The organism is Bacillus sp. FJAT-25509 (assembly GCF_001420605.1).
In the GTDB taxonomy this organism is placed as follows: Bacteria; Bacillota; Bacilli; order Bacillales; family Bacillaceae_G; genus Gottfriedia.
The window spans coordinates 35,179-55,130 of the sequence record NZ_LJIZ01000007.1 but is presented as its reverse complement, the minus strand read 5'-3'; the positions used below and the strand labels follow the sequence as shown (position 1 = coordinate 55,130).

Here is a 19,952-nt window from a genome sequence, read left to right as displayed (position 1 = left end):
CAAAGTTATTCTAGAAACTCTTTTTGAAAACAACGTTATTGTTCTTGTAATAATATCTGCTAAACTACATATAAACTGTTAAAGTCTAGGAGGAAAATAGATGGAAAGAATTGATATTCAGGAATATATAGAAAATGATCCAATCTTAAAAAAACTGATTGAATTAGAGGAATATCTTTGGTTGAATCCAAATTTTGAGATGTTTCAAAAAGCAATTAAAAAGTCACCACTTACTCAAGAGGATGTAAACGATGCAGATGAACGATTAAAAAGGTTTGCTCCATATATTTCAAAAGTTTTTCCAGAAACAAAAGATACAAATGGCATTATTGAGTCTCCTTTAGTAAAAATTCCTTCTATGAAACAATCGTTAGAGAAAAACTTTCAACAAACTATATTAGGAGAATTATTTTTAAAATGTGATAGCCATTTACCAATATCAGGGTCAATAAAAGCAAGAGGTGGCATTTATGAAATATTAAAGCATGCCGAAAGCCTAGCTTTAGAGCATCAATTATTAACGATTGATGATGATTACTCAAAAATAGATAGTGATATTTTTAGAGAGTTTTTCTCAAACTTCTCAATTGCAGTAGGGTCTACAGGTAATTTAGGTATGAGTATTGGAATAATAAGTGCAAAGTTAGGTTTTAAAGTAACGGTACATATGTCAGCGGATGCAAAGCAATGGAAAAAAGATTTACTTAGAAGTAAAAACGTAAATGTCATTGAGTACGAGGCGGATTATAGTAAAGCAGTAGAAGAAGGTCGAATACAAGCAGAAGCAGATCCTAATTGTTATTTTGTAGACGATGAAAATTCAAATGATTTATTTTTAGGATATGCAGTAGCAGCTTCACGTTTAAAAAAGCAATTTGAAGAATTAGACATTACAATTGATGAAAATCATCCACTATTTGTTTATTTACCTTGCGGAGTTGGAGGAGGTCCTGGTGGTGTTGTATTTGGTTTGAAACTATTATTCAAAGATAATGTTCATTGCTTCTTTGCCGAGCCAACTCATTCTCCATGTATGTTGATTGGATTAATGACTGGACTTCATGATCAAGTTTCTGTACAAGATTTCGGTATTGATAATAAAACAGATGCAGATGGCCTAGCTGTAGGGAGACCATCTGGCTTTGTGGGAAAAATCATTGAGCCTTTTTTAAGTGGTAGCTATACAATTAGTGATGAAAAACTATATACAATGTTAAAAGAGTTAGCTGATACTGAGGATCTTTATTTAGAACCGTCAGCGCTAGCTGGTATGATCGGTCCAATTAAATTATTTAATGAGGGCCATAATTATTTACTAAAAAATAATTTGTTGAAAAAAATGAAGAATAGTACCCATGTTATTTGGGGGACAGGTGGTAGTATGGTCCCAGAAAAAATGATGAAAGAGTACTATCAAAAAGGGTCTCTTTTTAAATAAAATAGATAGTGTAAAATTTTACTAATATTTTAAAAGTGAAAAAATTCTTTTAATGCAGAATAATTTGACATATATTTGTATATGTAAATAAGTTTTCTATTTAGATTTTGACGCAAGATATTTTCTTTTTAATTGGTTCTGTTTAAAAATTAATTAATTACTTTAATAAAGCCATTCCGTCATGAGCGGACTGGCTTCAGTGCATTTTATATAATACCCTATTGGGTATTGGAATACTCGGTTTTATCATAATAACTAAACAGAGCCTTCCGATTAAAAAGCACAAAACATTTTCTTATTAGGAGCGATAAAATTGAATTTAGAAAAGTATTTTTCACAATTTAGAAAAGAGATTATTGGAAATGAAAAAACATTCTTATCGCCATTTGGTGAAAAGAAAATTATTTATTTAGATTGGGCTGCGAGCGGTAGGTTATATGGACCTGTTGAAGAAAAATTAGTTTCAACTTTTGGGCCATATGTTGCAAATACGCATACGGAATCAAATATAACTGGAAGCACGATGACGAATTGTTATCATGAAGCATTACAGATCATAAAGGAACATGTGAATGCAAGCGCTTCCGACACAATCATAACAGATGGATCAGGAATGACTGGCGTTATGAATAAGTTTCAACGTATTTTAGGGCTGAAAATACATGAAAATTTCCATTTCCGCTTAAGTATACCTGAGGAAGAAAGACCAGTTGTTTTTATAACAAGCATGGAGCATCATAGCAATCATACTTCGTGGTTAGAAACGATTTGTGATGTGGAAGTTGTACCTAATTGTGCGAACAACGTAGTTGATTTAGATTCTTTAAGAGAACGACTTGAGTTTTATAAAAATAAACGAAGAGTAATCGGATCATTCAGTGCTTGTTCTAATGTATCTGGATTAATTACACCTTATCATAAACTAGCTAGACTGATGCATGAATATAATGGCGTTTGTTTTGTGGATTTCTCTGCTTCTGCACCATATGTTGACATTGACATGCATCCTAATGATCCAATGGAAAAGCTGGATGCAATTCTGTTTTCTCCACACAAGTTTTTAGGAGGACCTGGTAGCAGTGGTGTTTTAATATTTGACTCTTCACTGTATCAAAATAAAATTCCAGATCATCCAGGCGGAGGAACTGTTGAATGGACAAATCCATGGGGTGAGAAAAAATACATTAACAATATTCGTGAAAGAGAAGATGGAGGTACTCCAGGGTTTCTGCAAACAATTAGAACAGCTCTTGCAATTAAGGTAAAAAATGCAATGGGTACAGCGAATATTTTAAGTCGTGAAGAAGAATTGGCACATATCGTTTTAGAGGAGCTTAGAACAAGTGAAAATGTAATGTTACTTGAAGATTCAAGCAATCCAAGTTTAGGTTTTTATTCCTTTTATTTAAAAGATATTCATCATAATTTAGTCGTTAGATTATTAAATGATCGTTACGGAATTCAAGTGCGAGGTGGCTGTTCATGTGCAGGTACTTATGGACATATGCTACTAAATATAACAAAGGAAATGTCTAAAGCAATTACAGATGAAATTGATAATGGAAATATTAGTGTTAAGCCTGGTTGGATTCGTATGAGTGTTCATCCAACGACGACGAATGAGGAAGTAGTCGTATTCACTAATGCTTTAAAAGATATAATTCAAAATATTGGCGAATGGTCTAAAGATTATATTTATTTAAAAGAGAAAAATGACTTTATCCATAAAGACGAAGCAGTTATGGAAGTCGGTACTTATTTTGAGATTGAAATGACTGTAAAATCTTAAAATTTCAAAGTAACCCGAAAAAAAGATCACATTATTGTGATCTTTTTTGTTCATATCTACTTTTCACTCACTAAAAGAAGATTAATTTATATAAAATTAATTGATTGACATTATACCCTAAGGGGTATATATTCTAAGTAAGAATATTGCACATATATTCTAAAATAAATGCTTAGGCTTTATTTAGTTTTCTTTAGTTAGGGGTGATTTAATGAAATATGATGATCCAGTAAAAAATAGAATAAAGCGAATTGAGGGACAGATTCGTGGAATTTTAAAAATGATGGAAGAAGACAAAGACTGTAAAGATGTTATTACACAGTTATCAGCAGTTAAATCAGCTTTGGATCGTACGATTGGAGTAGTAGTAAGTTCAAACTTAGTTGATTGTGTCCGAAATGCGAATGAAAACGGGCAGGATGCCGAAGATCTAGTGAAAGAAGCAGTAAATTTACTTGTAAAAAGTAGATAAAATATAAATTGACACCATTTTTTATTTTTAATATCCTATACCCATAGGGGTAATAGTATATATAAATATATTTTTTTGTTTTGTTGCATACCCTAGTGGGTATAAAGAACGATAAGGAGAAAGAATATGACAACTAAGAAAACTAATATTATTTTATTTAGTGGAGATTATGACAAAGCAATGGCTGCCTACATTATTGCAAACGGTGCAGCAGCTTTTGATCATGAAGTAACTATTTTTCATACATTTTGGGGATTAAATGCTTTGCGTAAAGGTGAGCATGTAGCAACAAAAAAAGGTTTTATTGAAAAGATGTTTGGAAAGATGATGCCTAGAGGCGCTGATAAAATGGGTCTTTCTAAAATGAATTTTGCTGGTTTTGGACCAAAAATGATTAAGGATATTATTAAAAAGCATAATGCACTACCTTTACCGCAATTAATTGAAATGGCTCAAGAGCAAGATATAAATTTAGTAGCATGTACAATGACAATGGATCTGTTAGGTCTACAAACCGAAGAGTTATTAGAAAATATTCAATATGCAGGTGTTGCAGCTTATATTGGTGAAGCAGAAGAAGGTCAGGTTAATTTATTCATTTAAATTTGAAAGGATTTGAATAACATGAAAGAAATTACTGCGATTCAGCTTGAAAATGAATTGAAAACTGGAACAGATGTAACTATTATCGATGTTCGTGAGGTAGATGAAGTTGCAGCAGGGAAAATCCAAGAAGCTATTCATATTCCACTTGGATTAATCGAATTTCGACTACACGAATTAGATAAATCAAAAGAATATATTATGGTTTGTCGTTCAGGAGCTAGAAGTGGTCGTGCAACGGAATTTCTTCAATCTCAAGGGTTTAACGTTAAAAACATGGCAGGCGGAATGCTTTCTTGGTTCGGCAACGTAGAATAATTTTTTTGATTAAATAGATACCCCAAGTGGTATTTTAAGTATGGAGGTTGTCAGATGGAACTGATTAAATCAAACGTGAAATTGGATGCAAAAGGATTAGCTTGTCCAATGCCGATTGTGAAAACTAGAAAAGCAATGAAGGAATTAGAAAATGGGCAAGTAATTGAGGTTCAAGCGACGGATAAAGGATCTAAAGCAGACATTAAAGCTTGGGCGGATAGCACGGGAAATCAATACTTAGGAACAATCGAAAATGGAGAAGTATTGCTTCATTATTTAAGAAAATCTTCAGATGAAAATACAATTGAAAAAAAGTTTGAAAATGTAGTTACGAACGATGATTTAAACGAGAAGCTACAAAATGAAAATATAATCGTTTTAGATGTAAGAGAAGAAGCAGAATATGTATTTAATCATATACCAAATGCGATATCGATTCCTTTAGGTGAATTAGAGAACCGATTGTCAGAGCTAGATAAAGATAACGAAATTTATATCATTTGCAGAACAGGTAACCGTAGTGATTTTGCTGCTCAATTATTAGTTTCGAGTGGTTTTACAAACGTGTTTAATGTAGTACCTGGAATGACTGAGTGGTCTGGGGAAACAGTGAGCATAAAAGGTTAATCTAATTTTTTTGAAAAAAATTATACTATAGGGGGTATTGAGGATGGCAGTCAAATCAATGTCTGCAAAAGAGATTACAAAAAAAATATTTGATAAAGAAGAACTATTCATTTTAGATGTCCGAAATACTGACGATTATAATGATTGGAAAATAGAAGGTTCAAATTTTGAACATTTAAATATACCTTATTTTGATTTACTTGATGGAGTTGAAGATATATTAGATAAGATTCCTACAAGTACAGATGTTTTAGTTGTGTGTGCTAAAGAAGGCTCTTCCATCATGATTGCAGAGATGCTTTCAGACGAGGGACTAGACGTAGCTTACCTTCAAGGCGGTATGAAAGAGTGGAGTGAACATCTAGAACCAGTAAAAATTGCAGATTTGAAAAACGGTGGAGAACTGTATCAATTTGTCAGAATTGGTAAGGGATGTTTATCCTATATGGTTATCTCAAGTAATGAGGCTGCTATAATTGATTCCACTCGAATGACGGATATCTACATTGATTTTGCAAATACAAAGAACGCAAAAATCACAAATGTATTTGATACTCACCTTCATGCAGACCATATTTCTGGTGGAAGAAAAATTGCTGAGATTACAGGAGCAACTTACTGGTTGCCTCCAAAGGATGCTACAGAGGTTACTTTTGAATATAGTCCATTAGAAGATGGGAATAAGGTAATGATTGGTGAAACAGCAATCAGTATTGAGGCTTTTTATTCACCAGGTCATACAATCGGATCGACTTCATTTGTTATTGATGAAAAGTTCTTACTTTCAGGTGATATTTTATTTATCGATTCAATTGGGAGACCAGATCTTGCTGGTATGGCAGAGGATTGGGTAAGGGACTTACGTGAAACCCTATATAAAAAATACAGAAATTTATCGCTTGAATTAACCGTGCTTCCATCACACTTTATGGTGATTAGTGAACTGAACGAAGATGGTAGTGTTTATAAAAAACTCGGATATTTGTTTGATCAGAATCATGGGTTGAACATTGAGAGTGAAAGTGAATTTAGAAAGTTAGTAACTGAGAACTTACCACCACAACCAAACTCATATCAAGAAATCCGTGAAGTAAATATGGGTAAAATTAGCTTAAATGAAGAAAAACAGAGAGAAATGGAAATCGGTCCAAATCGCTGTGCAGTACGATAATGAAACTTGGAGGAAAATAATATGGAATCTACAAAATTATTAGATGCAAAGGGCTTAGCATGTCCAATTCCAATTGTAAAAACAAGAAAAGCAATTGCAGAGATTGAAGCAGGCGAAGTACTAGAAATTCATGTTACTGATAAAGGTGCTAAAAATGACCTTGCAGCTTGGGCTAAATCAGGTGGACACGAATTATTAAATTATACAGAAGAAGACAATGTTTTAAAATTTTGGATTAAAAAAGGATAAGTAAATAGATTAAGTGGAAAAGGAGAGTTAAGAGTTACATCTCCTTTTCTATTATAGGGGGACTTAAAATGGAGTGGACCTTAATTTTAGTACTTTTCTTAGTTGGTTTTTTTGGGTCCTTTATTTCAGGAATGGTAGGAATTGGTGGAGCAATTATAAATTATCCAATGCTCTTATTTATTCCTCCATTATTAGGATTTGCTGCTTTTACTCCTCATCAAGTTTCAGGTATAAGTGCTGTCCAAGTAGTATTTGCAACTTTAGGTGGAGTATTAAGCTATCGTAAAAGCGGTTTTTTAAACAAAAAAGTAATATTAAGTATGGGAATAAGTGTCCTAATAGGAAGTTTTCTTGGTGGATTCGGTTCAAATCTACTTTCAGAGCATGGGATTAATCTTGTTTACGGAATTTTAGCAATGATTGCGGTCGTATTAATGTTTATTCCTCGAAAAAACGTCGAGATGTCAGCAGATGGTCAAATTTCAATTAATGTATGGCTTGCGGCTGGCCTAGCATTTGTTGTGGGCACTAGTGCAGGGATTGTTGGTGCAGGAGGAGCATTTCTGTTAGTACCAATCATGTTAACAATCTTAAAAATACCAACTCGTGTGACAATCGCTTCTTCACTTGCAATCACATTTATTTCTTCAATTGGCGTAACGATCGGGAAAATCTCTACTGGTCAAGTTGAAGTGTTGCCTACTATTATTGTTGTAATTGCAAGCTTAATCGCCTCACCATTAGGTGCAAAAATAGGCAAAAAAACAAAAACGCAGGTTTTACGAGGAATTCTGGCAGTTTTAATTGGTTTTACTGCTTTGAAAATTTGGTTTACGATTATTAAATCATGGATTAGTTGAATAAAGGTTAACTGTAAAAAACAGAAAAACTATTTTTGAGAGTTTTTCTGTTTTTTTATTGGCATGTATCACATTCCTTGCTTCTAACTTTTCGAATTACAGATTAGGAGAAATTAATAGGTTAGTGAGGAAAATCATAATCACCAATGCTTTTTTCATTGATGTAACTGGAAAGATGATGGAAAAAGGACAAGTAAAAAATTAAATAATGTTCTTTAAGAATTAAAAGTAAGATTATGGTAAAATAATTTGAAGATTTGATAAATTCTATAAGGAATAAAGCTCTTTTAGTATAGCTACTACATTTTTCTAGGAACTACATAATTATATTATCATTAAGTTTTAAAGAGGGAGAAATTCATGCAAGAAGGGGAAATCATAAAATTTTATCGCAAAAGGGCAGGCCTAACTCAGGAGGAGCTTGGAAAAGACATTTGTACATCCACTCATGTTAGTAGAATTGAAAGAGGTGAAACTCAATATTCTAAAGAAATAATTGAGTTATTTTCCGAGCGCTTAAAAATTGATATACAAAATGAACTTAACTACTTTAACAACATAGAAAAGAAGTTAAATAGTTGGCATACATCAATCATTAAGCAAAACATGATCGAGGTGGAGAAAGCCAAAAAAGATATTGAAAAAAATTATATCATTAATTTTTCTAAATATGCTCCGCTCTTCCAATTACTTCAAGCAAGATATTATCTCCTGCAGAATGAATTTGAAAAGACAAAAACCATTTTAAAGGATATTCAAAAAAAACATCCAGATCTTCCCCCTTTTGAAAAGAACTTGAAATGGCTTGTATGGGGCATTTTATATGGAAAAACGGATAACTACGAAAAGTCTATTCAAGTATTAAAAAATATCAATAAGAGTGAGTTTGGGAATCTAGAATACTATATCTACCTGTCACTAGGCTACTACCAGGTTAATCCTAAATCAATCATGACATATGTTTACGCAGAAAAAGCATTGAAGTACTTCAAGAAAACGTATAACTACTTAAGAGCAATTGATGCGGAGGCAATCTTACTTCTAATAAAAGGAAACGAAAAGAGCTTTGATTTTCAGGAAGTTTTGGAATCATATCATAACCTTATTGAAGCCTCTGAAAGAGTGAATGCACTTGATCGAAAAATCTTACTGCAAAATAACTTAGCAGATTTATACTTAAAGAGAAAAGATTTTGAAAACGCGCAAATATTATTTAAGGTGACACTTGATATGGTAGATCGGTCTTCTTATAAATACGTTAAATACTTGTATAACTATTTGGAAAGTAGTTTTTTGGGGAATTTACTACAGAAAAATGATTTGCTTAAAAAAGCTAATGAAGGAAAAGCTATTGCAGAAAAATTGGACTCCAGTTTATTCAAAATATTATTCCGACTTTTAATCTATCTTATAGAGGATAAACTCGATCAGTATTATATTTTTATGGAGAAGACAGCCTTAATCTATTTACAGTCAGTAAGTAATATGGTTGTTTTTAAAACATATGTCGAAAAATTATATAACAACTACATAGAAACTAAGAATTATGCGAAAGCAATCAATCTATCTAAGTTTATTTTAGAAGAGAATATTTAGGGAAGATAAAAGCACATATTTGATTAGACTGAACCCAATAAAGTAGATCGAGGCAACGTTGGTTTTAAAGGGTGTTATTTTATGCTATGCTTGTGTAACTTATTGCTGTTTCAAATATCTTTCATAAAAATTTGCTAATTTTGTACTAATTTAATTAAAATGGAACTAGTCGTTTTTTTTTAAGTCTTTACGATAAATTTAAATTGAAATGGAGAATGAATTAGATGACAAATCAGAATGAAACGAACGCTTTACCGCCAAAAACATGTACAATTGAACGCCTTGTTACGCTTCAAGAGGATGTTGAAAAAGTATTGGCAGGACAAAAAACTGCTACTCGCCGAAACGGAAGATATGCAGATGTTGGGGAAGTGATGACCCTTCAAAATAATCAGTATGTTGTTGAAAAAGTTTATTCTCAATCCCTTGGTGAATTGACAGATGAGGATGCTAAGCAAGAAGGCTATGCGACAGTAGAAGAGTATAAACAATCGATCCTTTCAATCCACCCTGGGATGCCTTGGTTGCCAAAAATGAGGGTATGGGTTCATGAGTTCCGTCTCATCCAAGAATAATTTTCATGCTGTATAGATTTCTTCTTTATATACATATTGCTAGTGTAATCCTATCGATTGGCCCTTTTTTTGTATTGATTCCGATACTCAAAAAGCTGCATACCTCAAAGTCTGCGATACAACAGATTTATTTGGATGTATTCCGGTTTGCTGTCAGATTGGCAAAGCATGCTGGGCATGTATTGGTTGGATCAGGGGTTTTGTTGGTACTAGTGGGTCATTGGTCGTGGAAGACATCTTGGATTGTGATGACGATTCTTCTTTTGGTGAGTTCATTATTTTTCCTAGCTAGAGCCTTTTCACCGACCATTCGGAAATTCAGTGAACCAACCCATGACCAGAGAATGCTAATTCAGAAGCTTCGTCGATCAATCTGGATTTACATCGTTCTTTTGATGGTTATGCTATGGTTTATGGTAGTAAAGCCTGCATTATGGTAGGAATGATTCAAAAAGCAGACAGGTTCTCTTATCAAAGAAGACTTGTCTGTTTTTTTGCCTTCTTTTAAATGAAATACTAATAAAAACTCAAAAAAATAAGTATATAGACCTATTTCAAACGGAATATGAAATAGTTTTTTGATTTGAATATAAAGGACCTAAGACCTGATTCAAACAATACTCGTAAAAAAAATGCTATTTTCAAACACAATTTTTTCTAAAAAATTTAAAAATAATTCTTGACGTATTATAAAAAGAGAGATAACATGAACTCAATAATTTAAAAACTTAATAAATTCTATTACTTATCCAGAGAGGTGGAGGGACTGGCCCTACGATACCTCGGCAACGGGTTTGTTGTTCCGAAACAAATACCGTGCTAATTCCTGCAAATCGTTTAAGCGATTTGAAAGATAAGAAGTAAAGTGGCTTATATATTATAACCCCTCTTCTTATCTGTCTTATTGGATAAGAAGGGGGGTTTTTTGATGAGTTGCCATAGGAGAAAAAGGAGAAAATATAATTATAAAACCTAGTTTTCAAATGTGTTTACTTAGTTATAATGTTTGGAATAACTTGCATTGGAGGAAGAAATTTGATTGAGATTAAAAATGTCTCCAAGGTTTATCCTGGAAGGCCACCAATTAAAGCTTTAAATAATATTAATATGAAAATTGAGAAAGGTGAGATCTATGGAATCATTGGCTTTTCCGGAGCGGGAAAAAGTACATTGATTCGTTGTTTAAATAGACTTGAAGAGCCAACAGAAGGATCAGTTCTGATAGATGGATTGAACTTAATGACATTAAATGATGAAGAGTTACGTAAGACACGTAGAAAAATTGGTGTCGTATTCCAACACTTCAATCTACTTTCAGCCAAAACGGTATTTGATAATATCGCAATGCCGCTATACCTTGAAGGAAAGAAGAAACGGGATGTTCAGGAAAAGGTAATGGAATTAATTGAATTTGTTGGACTGACAGGGAAGCAAGATGTATTTCCGGGGCACTTATCGGGGGGACAAAAGCAAAGAGTTGGAATTGCAAGGGCACTTGTAACAGACCCAGATCTGTTGCTATGTGATGAAGCTACATCTGCATTAGACCCTGAAACAACAAAGAATGTATTAGAGCTTTTAAGGAAGGTAAATAAATCCTATAATCTTACAATTTTTCTTATTACCCATGAAATGAGTGTAATTCGTGATTTATGTGATAAAGTGGCTGTCATTGATGATGGTGAAATTGTCGAGGAAGGTAATGTTTACGACGTTTTTACGAATCCACAAAAAAGTATTACAAAGAATTTTGTTAACACTGTATTACAAAATGAGGTGCCGTCTAAGTTATCGAAAAAATTATCAAAGGGGAAATATTATCAATTAGTCTTCCTAGGTGAAAAGGCAGCCAATCCACTATTATCGGAGGTTCTTAAAAAATTCGATATTCATTTAAACATTCTTTATGGATCGATTACAGAGCTACAAGAAAGACCTTATGGGAATTTGCTTGTGGCACTAGAAGGAACAAAAGAGGAAAGCGCAAAAGCTATTAAATTTATTTCGGAAAAGGGGATAGATGTAAGGGAGGTTGAGTTAAATGGAGCTTAATTGGGAATTCTTTTGGCCGCAGTTTTTGCAGGCAACTCAAGATACATTTCTAACTGTACTAGGGTCATTTATTTTTGGCACAATTATAGGATTACCTTTAGGTATTATCCTAGTTGTAACAAGGCCAGGTCATATAATGGAAAACAAACCTTTATTTACGTTGTTAAATACCATTATAAATATTGTTCGATCTGTACCATTTATTATTTTACTAGTTGCCATTATACCGTTTACTAGATTATTGACGGGAACGTCCATTGGCGTAGTTGCAGCAATTGTTCCGCTTTCAATCTTTGTAGGACCTTATTTGGCAAGATTGATTGAGAATTCCATGCTAGAAGTGGATAAGGGAGTGCTGGAAACAGCCTATTCAATGGGAGCAACAAAGTTTCAAATCATCGTGAAGTTTATTTTACCTGAAGCGATTCCATCGTTGATTCTATCATTTACAACAGCAACGATTGGATTGATTGGATCGACTGCGGCAGCTGGTGCTGTTGGTGCTGGGGGATTAGGTGACTTAGCTATTACATATGGTTATCAGCGCTTTGAAACATTGGTTATTGTCATTACAGTTGTTTTACTAGTAGTTATTGTTCAACTCATACAAAGTTTAGGAAATACGTGGTCAAGATACGTAAGGAGGAAAAGAGGATGAAAAAGTTTTTTACTATTTTTGCAGCATTATTATTAACGGTTTCGGTATTATCAGCATGTGGTTCTAATGTATCATCAGGTAATGGAAAAGAGAGAACAGTTAAGATTGGTATTAACGGTGATGATTATGAACTTTGGAATATTGTACAAAAACAAGTGAAAAATGAAGGGATTAAATTGAAAATTATATCATTTTCAGATTATGTTCAGCCTAACACAGCACTTAATGACGGTAGCCTTGATTTAAATTCTTTTCAAACGATTACTTATATGAACCAATTTAAAGGCGATCATAATTTAGATATTTCAGCGATTGGCTCGACAGTGATTGCGCCAATGGGGATTTACTCACATAAATTTAAAGAGCTAAGTGATATTCCAGATGGAGCAACGATTACGATACCAAATGATGTTACGAACGCTGGCCGTGCACTTAAACTATTACAATCTTCAAAGTTAATTAGTTTAGTAGATAATTTTGACCCTAAAGGAAGTATTGAACAAATTAAAGAAAATCCTAAGCATTTAAAAATCAAACCGATTGCTGCAGGGCAAACAGCTAGATCATTGGATGATGTGGCAGCAGCGATCATCAATAATGGATTCGCCGTTCAAGCGGGCTTAGACCCTGCAAAGGACCCACTTTATAAAGAAGATCCTAATGATAAAGCAGCTATGCCGTATATCAATGTTATTGCATCTCGTACGAAGAATAAAAATGACAAGGACTTTGCAAAGATTGTAAAGGCTTATCAATCAAAAGAAGTTCATGATTACATTATTAAACGTGACAAAGGTGCTACGGTTCCAGTAGTTATTTCGGTTGATAAAATTAAAAATCTATAAAACTAGTTCATGCTTATTTAAAAGAATGGAAGGGAGAAAAGTTTAAATGACAGTCAAAATTGAAACACAAAGAGAGCAAATTGTGAAAAGTATTGAGGAATCGAAGGAAGTTTATCTTGAAATTAGCCACAAGATTCATGAGAAGCCTGAAATTGGCAATCAAGAATTTTTTGCATCAGAAACACATTCTAAAATTTTAGTAGAAGCTGGTTTCGATGTCACACGTAATATTGCAGGGCATGAAACAGGCTTTGTAGCAAGAAAAACGTCATCTAAGCAAGGCCCAACTATCGCTTTTTTAGCAGAATATGATGCACTACCTGGTCTTGGTCATGCATGCGGACATAATATTATTGGAACAACGAGTGTAGCAGCAGGAATCGCTCTTGCTGAAGTCATTTCTGAGATCGGAGGAGAGGTTGTCATATTTGGAACACCAGCAGAAGAGGGTGGACCAAACGGAAGTGCAAAAGGGAGTTTTGTAAAAAATGGATTACTAGAAGGCGTTGATGCAGCTCTTATGCTCCACCCAAGTGGTAAAACTGGTTTGTCGACTCCATCTTTGGCAGTAGATCCTTTAGACTTCCATTTTTATGGAAGAGCAGCACATGCTGCTGGGTCTCCAGAACATGGAATTAATGCTTTAGATGCAGTAATCCAGTTATTCAATGGAATTAACGCCCTTCGTCAGCAGCTTACTAGTGATGTTCGCATACACGGAATTATCACTCATGGAGGCGATGCACCAAATATTATTCCAGAGTATGCTTCAGCAAGATTTTTCATCCGTGCTAGTACTTGGAAAAGAACGGAGGAAGTATCCACTAAGATTCGTAATATTGCCGAAGGAGCAGCAATTGCAACTGGCAGTACTGTGAAAATTGAAAGATTTCAAAATGAAGTCCATGATTTTATTATCAATCAATCTCTTGATGAGATTGTAGGTGAAGAACTAAGCCTATTGGGTGAAGTAGTGAATAGCAAAAGCGGCGGGCTTGGATCTACTGATGCCGGAAACGTAAGCCACGTTGTTCCGACTTCTCACGCATATATTAAAATTGGACCTGATGATTTAATTGCTCATACGAATGAATTCCGTGAAGCTGCGAGGTCGCCACTTGGTGATCATGCTCTAGTTACGGGAGCAAAAGCATTGGCTCTAACGGGCTATCGTTTAATTACCGATAAAAACCTTTTGGAAAAGGTTCAAAATGAATTTCAGCAAACAGAAAAATAGTTAGCTTGAACGGTCAGAAAGATGGACGGAAATTACCATCTTTTTGACCGTTTTATTTTTGATAGCCCAGTCTTATGACGTTATTTCTTCTATTTATATAGAAGTCTTCTGTTAACTCCTTAGTAAATAATATAGATTTACATTACCCCATTTCAATTTTATCTAAACGTAACCTCAATTTTACTAAATCTTAAATTTTAAAGATTAAACTAAAACTTAGATATGTTTTCTACAAGTTTATCACTCTATAAATCTTTGATAGGGGTAATTTAATATGGTTTCTTTAAATAAAGTAAAGGATTTCTCAGATGAAAGTGTTAAATATGCACAACAGCATCTAGCAAACGAAAGGACATATTTAGCATGGCTGCGTACTGCGATCTCAATTACTGGTGTAGGATTTTTAACAACTTCACTACACTTTACAATTAAAATTAGTGATAACCAATTCATTAATACATTAGCAATTTTTCTTGGCATATATGCATGTATTGTTGGTTTTATTACGGGTGTATTAGCTACTATTCTGTACAGTAAAAAGCGGAAAGAAATTCAAAATGGAAAATTTTTACCTACTCATAATTCAATTATTCTTGTATCAATTCTATTTTCTTTTTTAATATTCATGATTGTGTTGTATTTGTCATTATTATTATATAAATAGACCCGAATCGTTTCATTTTTTATCGGTAGTTTTTATAGGGATATTTTTATAAAAATCGAATATTACATAAAGTGGACACTAAAATGAATGGAGTGATTGATATTTTTTATCCTGAATCTCGGTTTGAATCGATTAATGGAATGGAACTTCATTTTACAGAATGGGGAGAAAGAAAAAATCCAACAGTTGTTTGTTGGCATGGTTTAACTAGAAATGGCAGGGATTTTGATATTTTAGCTCGTCATTTAGCTAAGGACTATCATGTAATTTGCCCAGATACGATTGGACGAGGATTAAGTCAGTGGAGTACTTCTCCTGAGCAAGATTACTGTTTTGAAAACTATGTAAATATAGCCATTGGTTTATTAGATCGTTTAGAAATTGAACAAGTTCGTTGGGTAGGAACTTCGATGGGTGGAGCAATTGGAATGCGACTTTCTGGTACGCCGGAACATCTAAATCGTATTTCCCATTTAGTATTAAATGATATTGGGGCAGGTGCTTCAGAAAACCAACCACAAGATATTGAAGGAATTAAGAGAATTATTAGCTATGTTGGTTCACCACCGCAATTTAAAACATTTACTGAATTGAAAAATTACTATAAATTAATTTATCATTCTTTTGGTGTTTCAAGTGAAGAAGAATGGAATGACTTTACGCAAAATTCTTGCCGTAGAAGAGATGAGGGTGGAATAGGCCCAGATTATGATCCTAAAATTGCATTACAATTTCAGCATACTGAGGATTTAACTTTATGGAATTACTGGGAGGCTATTCAGTCCAAGATTTTACTCATTCGGGGAGAAGTTTCGGACGTCTTGCCACTTGATGTAGCATCAAAAATGAAGGAAACGCAAAAGTTCCAAATGGAAACAATACCTAAAGTTGGTCATGCACCTGCTTTAAATACTAATGATCAAATCTCAATTATTGATAAATTTTTAAAATAAGTTTAGGTTTTATGCGATAGATCTGAAATTGTAGGTTGTTCCATATGCCGGGTTAACAGACTAAGGAGCGGCCTTTTTAATTGTATGAACTATGTGGGGGGATCATGGCTACACTTTTTATTTGTAGTTGATATGATCGCCCCTTTTTTATAAATAATAAGTAGATTTTATCCAATATACTAAGAATTAGGGTATACTTGCAGGTTTTCCACTTTGGAATAGCCAATATTGTACGATTTTCATGTCATAATACCTTAACTGGTATGGGTAATTTTTAGTCTTAATTGCGGTTATTAGGAATTTAATTGCAGATTTGCTAATTTTAATTGCGGTTTTCGAAATTTAATTGCAGTTCATCCTTTTTTGCAGCCTGGAGAATTCCACACGCCCTTCTTTAATTAATACGATTGACTATGACGCTACGTAACCGTATAAACTGTGAAAAGAAAGGAGGAGAGATCGTGGATAGTAAGTATTATTATATAACCGAATTTGCCAGAAAAACTTCTATTTCTGTTAGAACACTACGATACTACGACAAAATTGGTTTATTAATACCAACAAATACCGACGAATCGGGTTTTAAGTTATACACAGATTATGATTTAGTTCATCTTCAATCAATACTTACCTTCAAATTTTTAGGTTTTACTTTAAAAGATATTCAATCGATTTTAACGGAAAGTAGTTTAGATTTATCAAAGAAGTTAAAAGAACAAAAAGCAATGTTGAAAGCTAAAAAAGATCAAATTGATCAGATTGTTAATGTGATTGAGCAGGTAGAAACATCGATAAAATCTGATTCAATTGATTATGAAAGTGTTACAGAGTTGATTCAAATAGCACATTTTAATTTGAAGCCTGATTGGGTAAATAAATATTTATCAACTGAAGACCGAAAAGTGATGAGGAACATCGCCAAGCAGTCATATACTAAAGCTACTTTACAAAAATTAGCGAAGCGAGGATGGACTGAAGGAAACCATGTTCGTCATTTAAATGATTATCAATATTTTAGAAGCAAATTAACAGAGCTAGTTCATGAAGGATATACAATTGAAAGTGTTGAAGCGCAAGAACTTGTTAAGTTTTTGATGGAAATGAATAGTCGTTATAGTCAAAATGATCCAGAAATTAAAGAGGGCATGAAAAAATCTTGGGAAAGATTTAAATCGTTACCCGAAGATCAAAAGCCAAAAACATATACAATTCCAGAATTTGAATTAGATTTTATTAGACAAGCTAGTATATATTATCATCAAAATCTAGATGGTCATAAATCATAAAAAACAGAAAAATCATTTGGGTTTTTTCTGTTTTTTACGTTTAAAGATTAAAGTGCATCAAATACCCAGATAGATTCTCTATAAGCAAAGCTTCTTTAAAAGTGAAAGTAAAAAAAGATTGAACAATTGTTCAATCTTTTTTGTTTCAATTTATTATTTAAAGAATGTTGCCCAAAGTAAATACACATTTAATACTGCAATAACTGAAGCAATCGACCAAGCCACTGATTTAAGCCAAGTTTTATTAGCAAATTTACCCATTTTCTTAGCGTCACTAGTGAACATGACTAGTGGTATAACCGCGAAAGATAACTGTAAAGATAAGATTACCTGACTTAGTATTAATAAATCCGCAGTTCCTTTTGCCCCGTAAAAATAAGTGACGATAAGAGCTGGTGTAACGGCAATTAAACGAGTTATTAATCTTCTTATCCAAGGTTTTAGTTTAATATTTAAAAAGCCTTCCATTACAATTTGCCCAGCTAGAGTACCTGTTAAAGTAGAATTTTGACCTGAAGCCAATAATGCCAATCCGAAAAATGTACTTGCTAAAGTCGTTCCTAGTAATGGAGTAAGAAGCTGGAATGCATCTTCAATTGATGCAACATTTGTATGACCCGATTTGTAGAAAGTTGAAGCAGCTAATATTAAGATCGCTGCGTTCACAAACAATGCAATCATTAATGCAACTGTCGAATCGATTGTAGCAAATTTAATTGCTTCTTTTTTACCAGCATCAGATACATCAAACTTTCTAGTTTGAACGATTGAAGAGTGAAGATATAAATTATGAGGCATAACAGTTGCCCCTAAAATTCCTAAAGAAATATAAAGCATTTTTGGATCTGTAATAACTTGAGAACTTGGAATAAATCCACCAAATACAGCTTTTACATCAGGTTGAGACATAATCAATTCAAAAACAAAACTACCAGTAATTAATATGATTAATGAAATAACAAAAGCCTCGATATACCTAAATCCTTTATTTTGTAAAAGTAAAACAATGAATATATCTAAAGTTGTCAAACAAATTCCATAAAACAACGGAATACCAAATAATAGATTTAAAGCGATGGCGGACCCTATTAATTCAGCTAAGTCACATGCAGCAATTGCGGCTTCACAAAGCACCCAAAGCATAAATGATACAGGTTTACTGAAGTGGTCTCGACATGCCTGAGCTAAATCTCTACCGGTAACGATACCTAATTTAGCAGCTAATGATTGTAGAATGATGGCCATAAGATTAGAAATTAAAATAACAGATAATAAATTGTAATTAAATGCAGATCCACCTGCTATTGAAGTTGCCCAGTTTCCAGGGTCCATATATCCAACTGCAACTAAATATCCTGGGCCAGCAAATGCTAGAAACTTACGAAAATTACTAGCTTTCTTTGGAACAGATAATGAACGATGAACCTCTTGCAAACTAGGTTGTGTATGTTCCTGTCTCCATCCGGCTTCTTTATATATGACTTTTTCTTGTGATTCTTGTGACATGTTTCCCACCACCTGTTTTATTGTACACATCAAATAGTTTTTCCCTAGGGAAAGTTTTTTAAATTATATGCTGATTTTAACACATTAGTTCCCAAATGTAATAAAAAATTTTTGATAACTTCGTAAATTTTTAGTAAACAGATAATATACGTAGAATATTTTCCTTTTCTTTGTTTCTGCTTTTTTACTATTTCTTATGCAATTCATTCAGATTGTTCTGTTTTTTTAAGTATGCTGAAGTTTATTATCAAGTTAATTATTTTCAAGTGTGATATACTAATCAAAAAATTCAGTTATATTCGTTGGCGATTATAAAAAAATTAATATATTTGGGAGAGAAATCCATGAAGTTTGTATTAGTATTCGGTCCTCAGGCTGTGGGGAAAATGACTGTAGGACATGAATTAGAAAAAATAACAGATTTGAAATTGTTTCATAATCACATGACAATCGACTTAGTTAGTAAGTTCTTTGATTATGGAACAAAGGAAGGGAGTAGATTAGTTAATTTATTTCGAAATGAAATATTCGAAGAGGTATCAAAAAGTAACTTATATGGAATTATTTTTACATATGTGTGGGCTCTGGATCAAAAGTCTGATTGGGATTATGTCGAGAAAGTTTGTACTATATTTGAGTCAAAAGGGGCAACAACCTATTTTGTTGAACTAGAAGCAGAACTAGATGAGAGACTTGTACGAAATAAAACTCCTCACAGATTAGAGCATAAACCAACAAAAAGAGATATTGAATGGTCTGAAGACAATTTAATAAAGACAATGGATAAATACAGATTAAATTCAATAGAAGGGGAAATTCAGAAAGAAAATTATCTAAAGATAACTAACACAAATATGAGTGCAGAAGAAGTAGCTAAATTAATTAAAGAAAGATTTAGTTTGTAAGTAGAAAGTAAATAGATTTACTGCTAACTTTTATTTTAATAATCTTTTCCCATTATTGAAGGCAAAGTAATCAAATTACTTTTGTTTCGATAATGGGTTTTTTCTATCGTATAACAAATAGATTTATGGGTATAAATTTACTTCAGCA

Annotated in this window: 21 protein-coding genes and 1 riboswitch; of the genes, 20 read left to right on the top strand and 1 reads right to left on the bottom strand. The window is 33.2% G+C overall.

Annotated features, from left to right (window positions below):
* Positions 1-100: 100 nt before the first annotated feature.
* The 19 genes from dsdA (at position 101) to AN960_RS04770 (ending at position 17,393) form a co-directional block, all read left to right on the top strand.
* Positions 101-1,438, top strand: coding sequence for a D-serine ammonia-lyase (dsdA, locus tag AN960_RS04860; RefSeq protein ID WP_056467684.1), 1,338 nt, complete (start codon positions 101-103; stop codon positions 1,436-1,438).
* Between the two features lie 313 nt (positions 1,439-1,751).
* Positions 1,752-3,227 carry an aminotransferase class V-fold PLP-dependent enzyme gene (locus tag AN960_RS04855; RefSeq protein WP_056467681.1) on the top strand — a complete coding sequence of 492 codons (1,476 nt, stop codon included), beginning with the start codon at positions 1,752-1,754 and terminating at the stop codon, positions 3,225-3,227.
* Between the two features lie 211 nt (positions 3,228-3,438).
* Positions 3,439-3,699, top strand: coding sequence for a metal-sensitive transcriptional regulator (locus AN960_RS04850; RefSeq protein ID WP_056467679.1), 261 nt, complete (start codon positions 3,439-3,441; stop codon positions 3,697-3,699).
* Positions 3,700-3,825: 126 nt separating this feature from the next.
* On the top strand, positions 3,826-4,302 hold the full coding sequence (locus tag AN960_RS04845) for a DsrE/DsrF/DrsH-like family protein (RefSeq protein WP_056467677.1): 477 nt from the start codon (positions 3,826-3,828) through the stop codon (positions 4,300-4,302).
* A gap of 21 nt (positions 4,303-4,323) precedes the next feature.
* Positions 4,324-4,620, top strand: a complete 297-nt coding sequence (locus AN960_RS04840; protein ID WP_056467674.1) for a rhodanese-like domain-containing protein — start codon at positions 4,324-4,326, stop codon at positions 4,618-4,620.
* 54 nt (positions 4,621-4,674) lie between these two features.
* Positions 4,675-5,247: a sulfurtransferase TusA family protein gene (locus AN960_RS04835; protein WP_056467672.1), complete on the top strand. Its 573-nt coding sequence runs from the start codon at positions 4,675-4,677 to the stop codon at positions 5,245-5,247.
* A gap of 43 nt (positions 5,248-5,290) precedes the next feature.
* The gene (locus AN960_RS04830) at positions 5,291-6,418 is read left to right on the top strand and encodes an MBL fold metallo-hydrolase (RefSeq protein WP_056467669.1); all 1,128 of its coding nucleotides are present in this window, start codon (positions 5,291-5,293) and stop codon (positions 6,416-6,418) included.
* A 21-nt stretch (positions 6,419-6,439) separates the two neighbouring features.
* A complete protein-coding gene (locus AN960_RS04825) occupies positions 6,440-6,667 on the top strand; it encodes a sulfurtransferase TusA family protein (RefSeq protein WP_056467666.1) in 228 nt (75 codons plus the stop codon).
* Between the two features lie 68 nt (positions 6,668-6,735).
* Positions 6,736-7,527 (top strand): sulfite exporter TauE/SafE family protein, encoded by a 792-nt coding sequence (locus AN960_RS04820; protein ID WP_056467663.1) that lies wholly within the window; start codon positions 6,736-6,738, stop codon positions 7,525-7,527.
* Positions 7,528-7,887: 360 nt separating this feature from the next.
* Complete coding sequence (locus tag AN960_RS04815) at positions 7,888-9,123, top strand: helix-turn-helix domain-containing protein (protein ID WP_056467661.1); 1,236 nt, start codon at positions 7,888-7,890, stop codon at positions 9,121-9,123.
* 224 nt (positions 9,124-9,347) lie between these two features.
* Positions 9,348-9,698, top strand: a complete 351-nt coding sequence (locus AN960_RS04810; RefSeq protein WP_056467658.1) for an ASCH domain-containing protein — start codon at positions 9,348-9,350, stop codon at positions 9,696-9,698.
* Positions 9,699-9,703: 5 nt separating this feature from the next.
* Complete coding sequence (locus tag AN960_RS24755; protein ID WP_082459371.1) at positions 9,704-10,138, top strand: hypothetical protein; 435 nt, start codon at positions 9,704-9,706, stop codon at positions 10,136-10,138.
* A gap of 302 nt (positions 10,139-10,440) precedes the next feature.
* Positions 10,441-10,558, top strand: a riboswitch (SAM riboswitch).
* Positions 10,559-10,733: 175 nt separating this feature from the next.
* Positions 10,734-11,750 (top strand): methionine ABC transporter ATP-binding protein, encoded by a 1,017-nt coding sequence (locus tag AN960_RS04800; RefSeq protein WP_056467653.1) that lies wholly within the window; start codon positions 10,734-10,736, stop codon positions 11,748-11,750.
* A complete protein-coding gene (locus tag AN960_RS04795; protein WP_056467650.1) occupies positions 11,740-12,408 on the top strand; it encodes a methionine ABC transporter permease in 669 nt (222 codons plus the stop codon). The genes AN960_RS04800 and AN960_RS04795 overlap by 11 nt, the downstream gene beginning before the upstream one ends.
* Positions 12,405-13,253: a MetQ/NlpA family ABC transporter substrate-binding protein gene (locus AN960_RS04790; RefSeq protein ID WP_056467647.1), complete on the top strand. Its 849-nt coding sequence runs from the start codon at positions 12,405-12,407 to the stop codon at positions 13,251-13,253. The genes AN960_RS04795 and AN960_RS04790 overlap by 4 nt, the downstream gene beginning before the upstream one ends.
* Before the next feature lie 46 nt (positions 13,254-13,299).
* On the top strand, positions 13,300-14,490 hold the full coding sequence (locus AN960_RS04785; RefSeq protein WP_056467645.1) for a M20 family metallopeptidase: 1,191 nt from the start codon (positions 13,300-13,302) through the stop codon (positions 14,488-14,490).
* A gap of 274 nt (positions 14,491-14,764) precedes the next feature.
* Positions 14,765-15,154 carry a YidH family protein gene (locus tag AN960_RS04780; RefSeq protein ID WP_056467643.1) on the top strand — a complete coding sequence of 130 codons (390 nt, stop codon included), beginning with the start codon at positions 14,765-14,767 and terminating at the stop codon, positions 15,152-15,154.
* Between the two features lie 83 nt (positions 15,155-15,237).
* Positions 15,238-16,107 carry an alpha/beta fold hydrolase gene (locus AN960_RS04775; RefSeq protein ID WP_056467641.1) on the top strand — a complete coding sequence of 290 codons (870 nt, stop codon included), beginning with the start codon at positions 15,238-15,240 and terminating at the stop codon, positions 16,105-16,107.
* Positions 16,108-16,568: 461 nt separating this feature from the next.
* Entirely contained in the window at positions 16,569-17,393 is an 825-nt protein-coding gene (locus AN960_RS04770; protein ID WP_056467640.1) for a MerR family transcriptional regulator, read from the top strand.
* A 153-nt stretch (positions 17,394-17,546) separates the two neighbouring features.
* On the opposite strand, the gene AN960_RS04765 is transcribed toward AN960_RS04770, so the two are convergent.
* Positions 17,547-18,899, bottom strand: a complete 1,353-nt coding sequence (locus AN960_RS04765) for an Nramp family divalent metal transporter (RefSeq protein WP_056467637.1) — start codon at positions 18,897-18,899, stop codon at positions 17,547-17,549.
* Between the two features lie 344 nt (positions 18,900-19,243).
* Between AN960_RS04765 and AN960_RS04760 the strand changes: the two genes are divergently transcribed.
* A complete protein-coding gene (locus AN960_RS04760; RefSeq protein ID WP_056467635.1) occupies positions 19,244-19,804 on the top strand; it encodes a DEAD/DEAH box helicase family protein in 561 nt (186 codons plus the stop codon).
* The last annotated feature ends 148 nt before the right edge of the window (positions 19,805-19,952 follow it).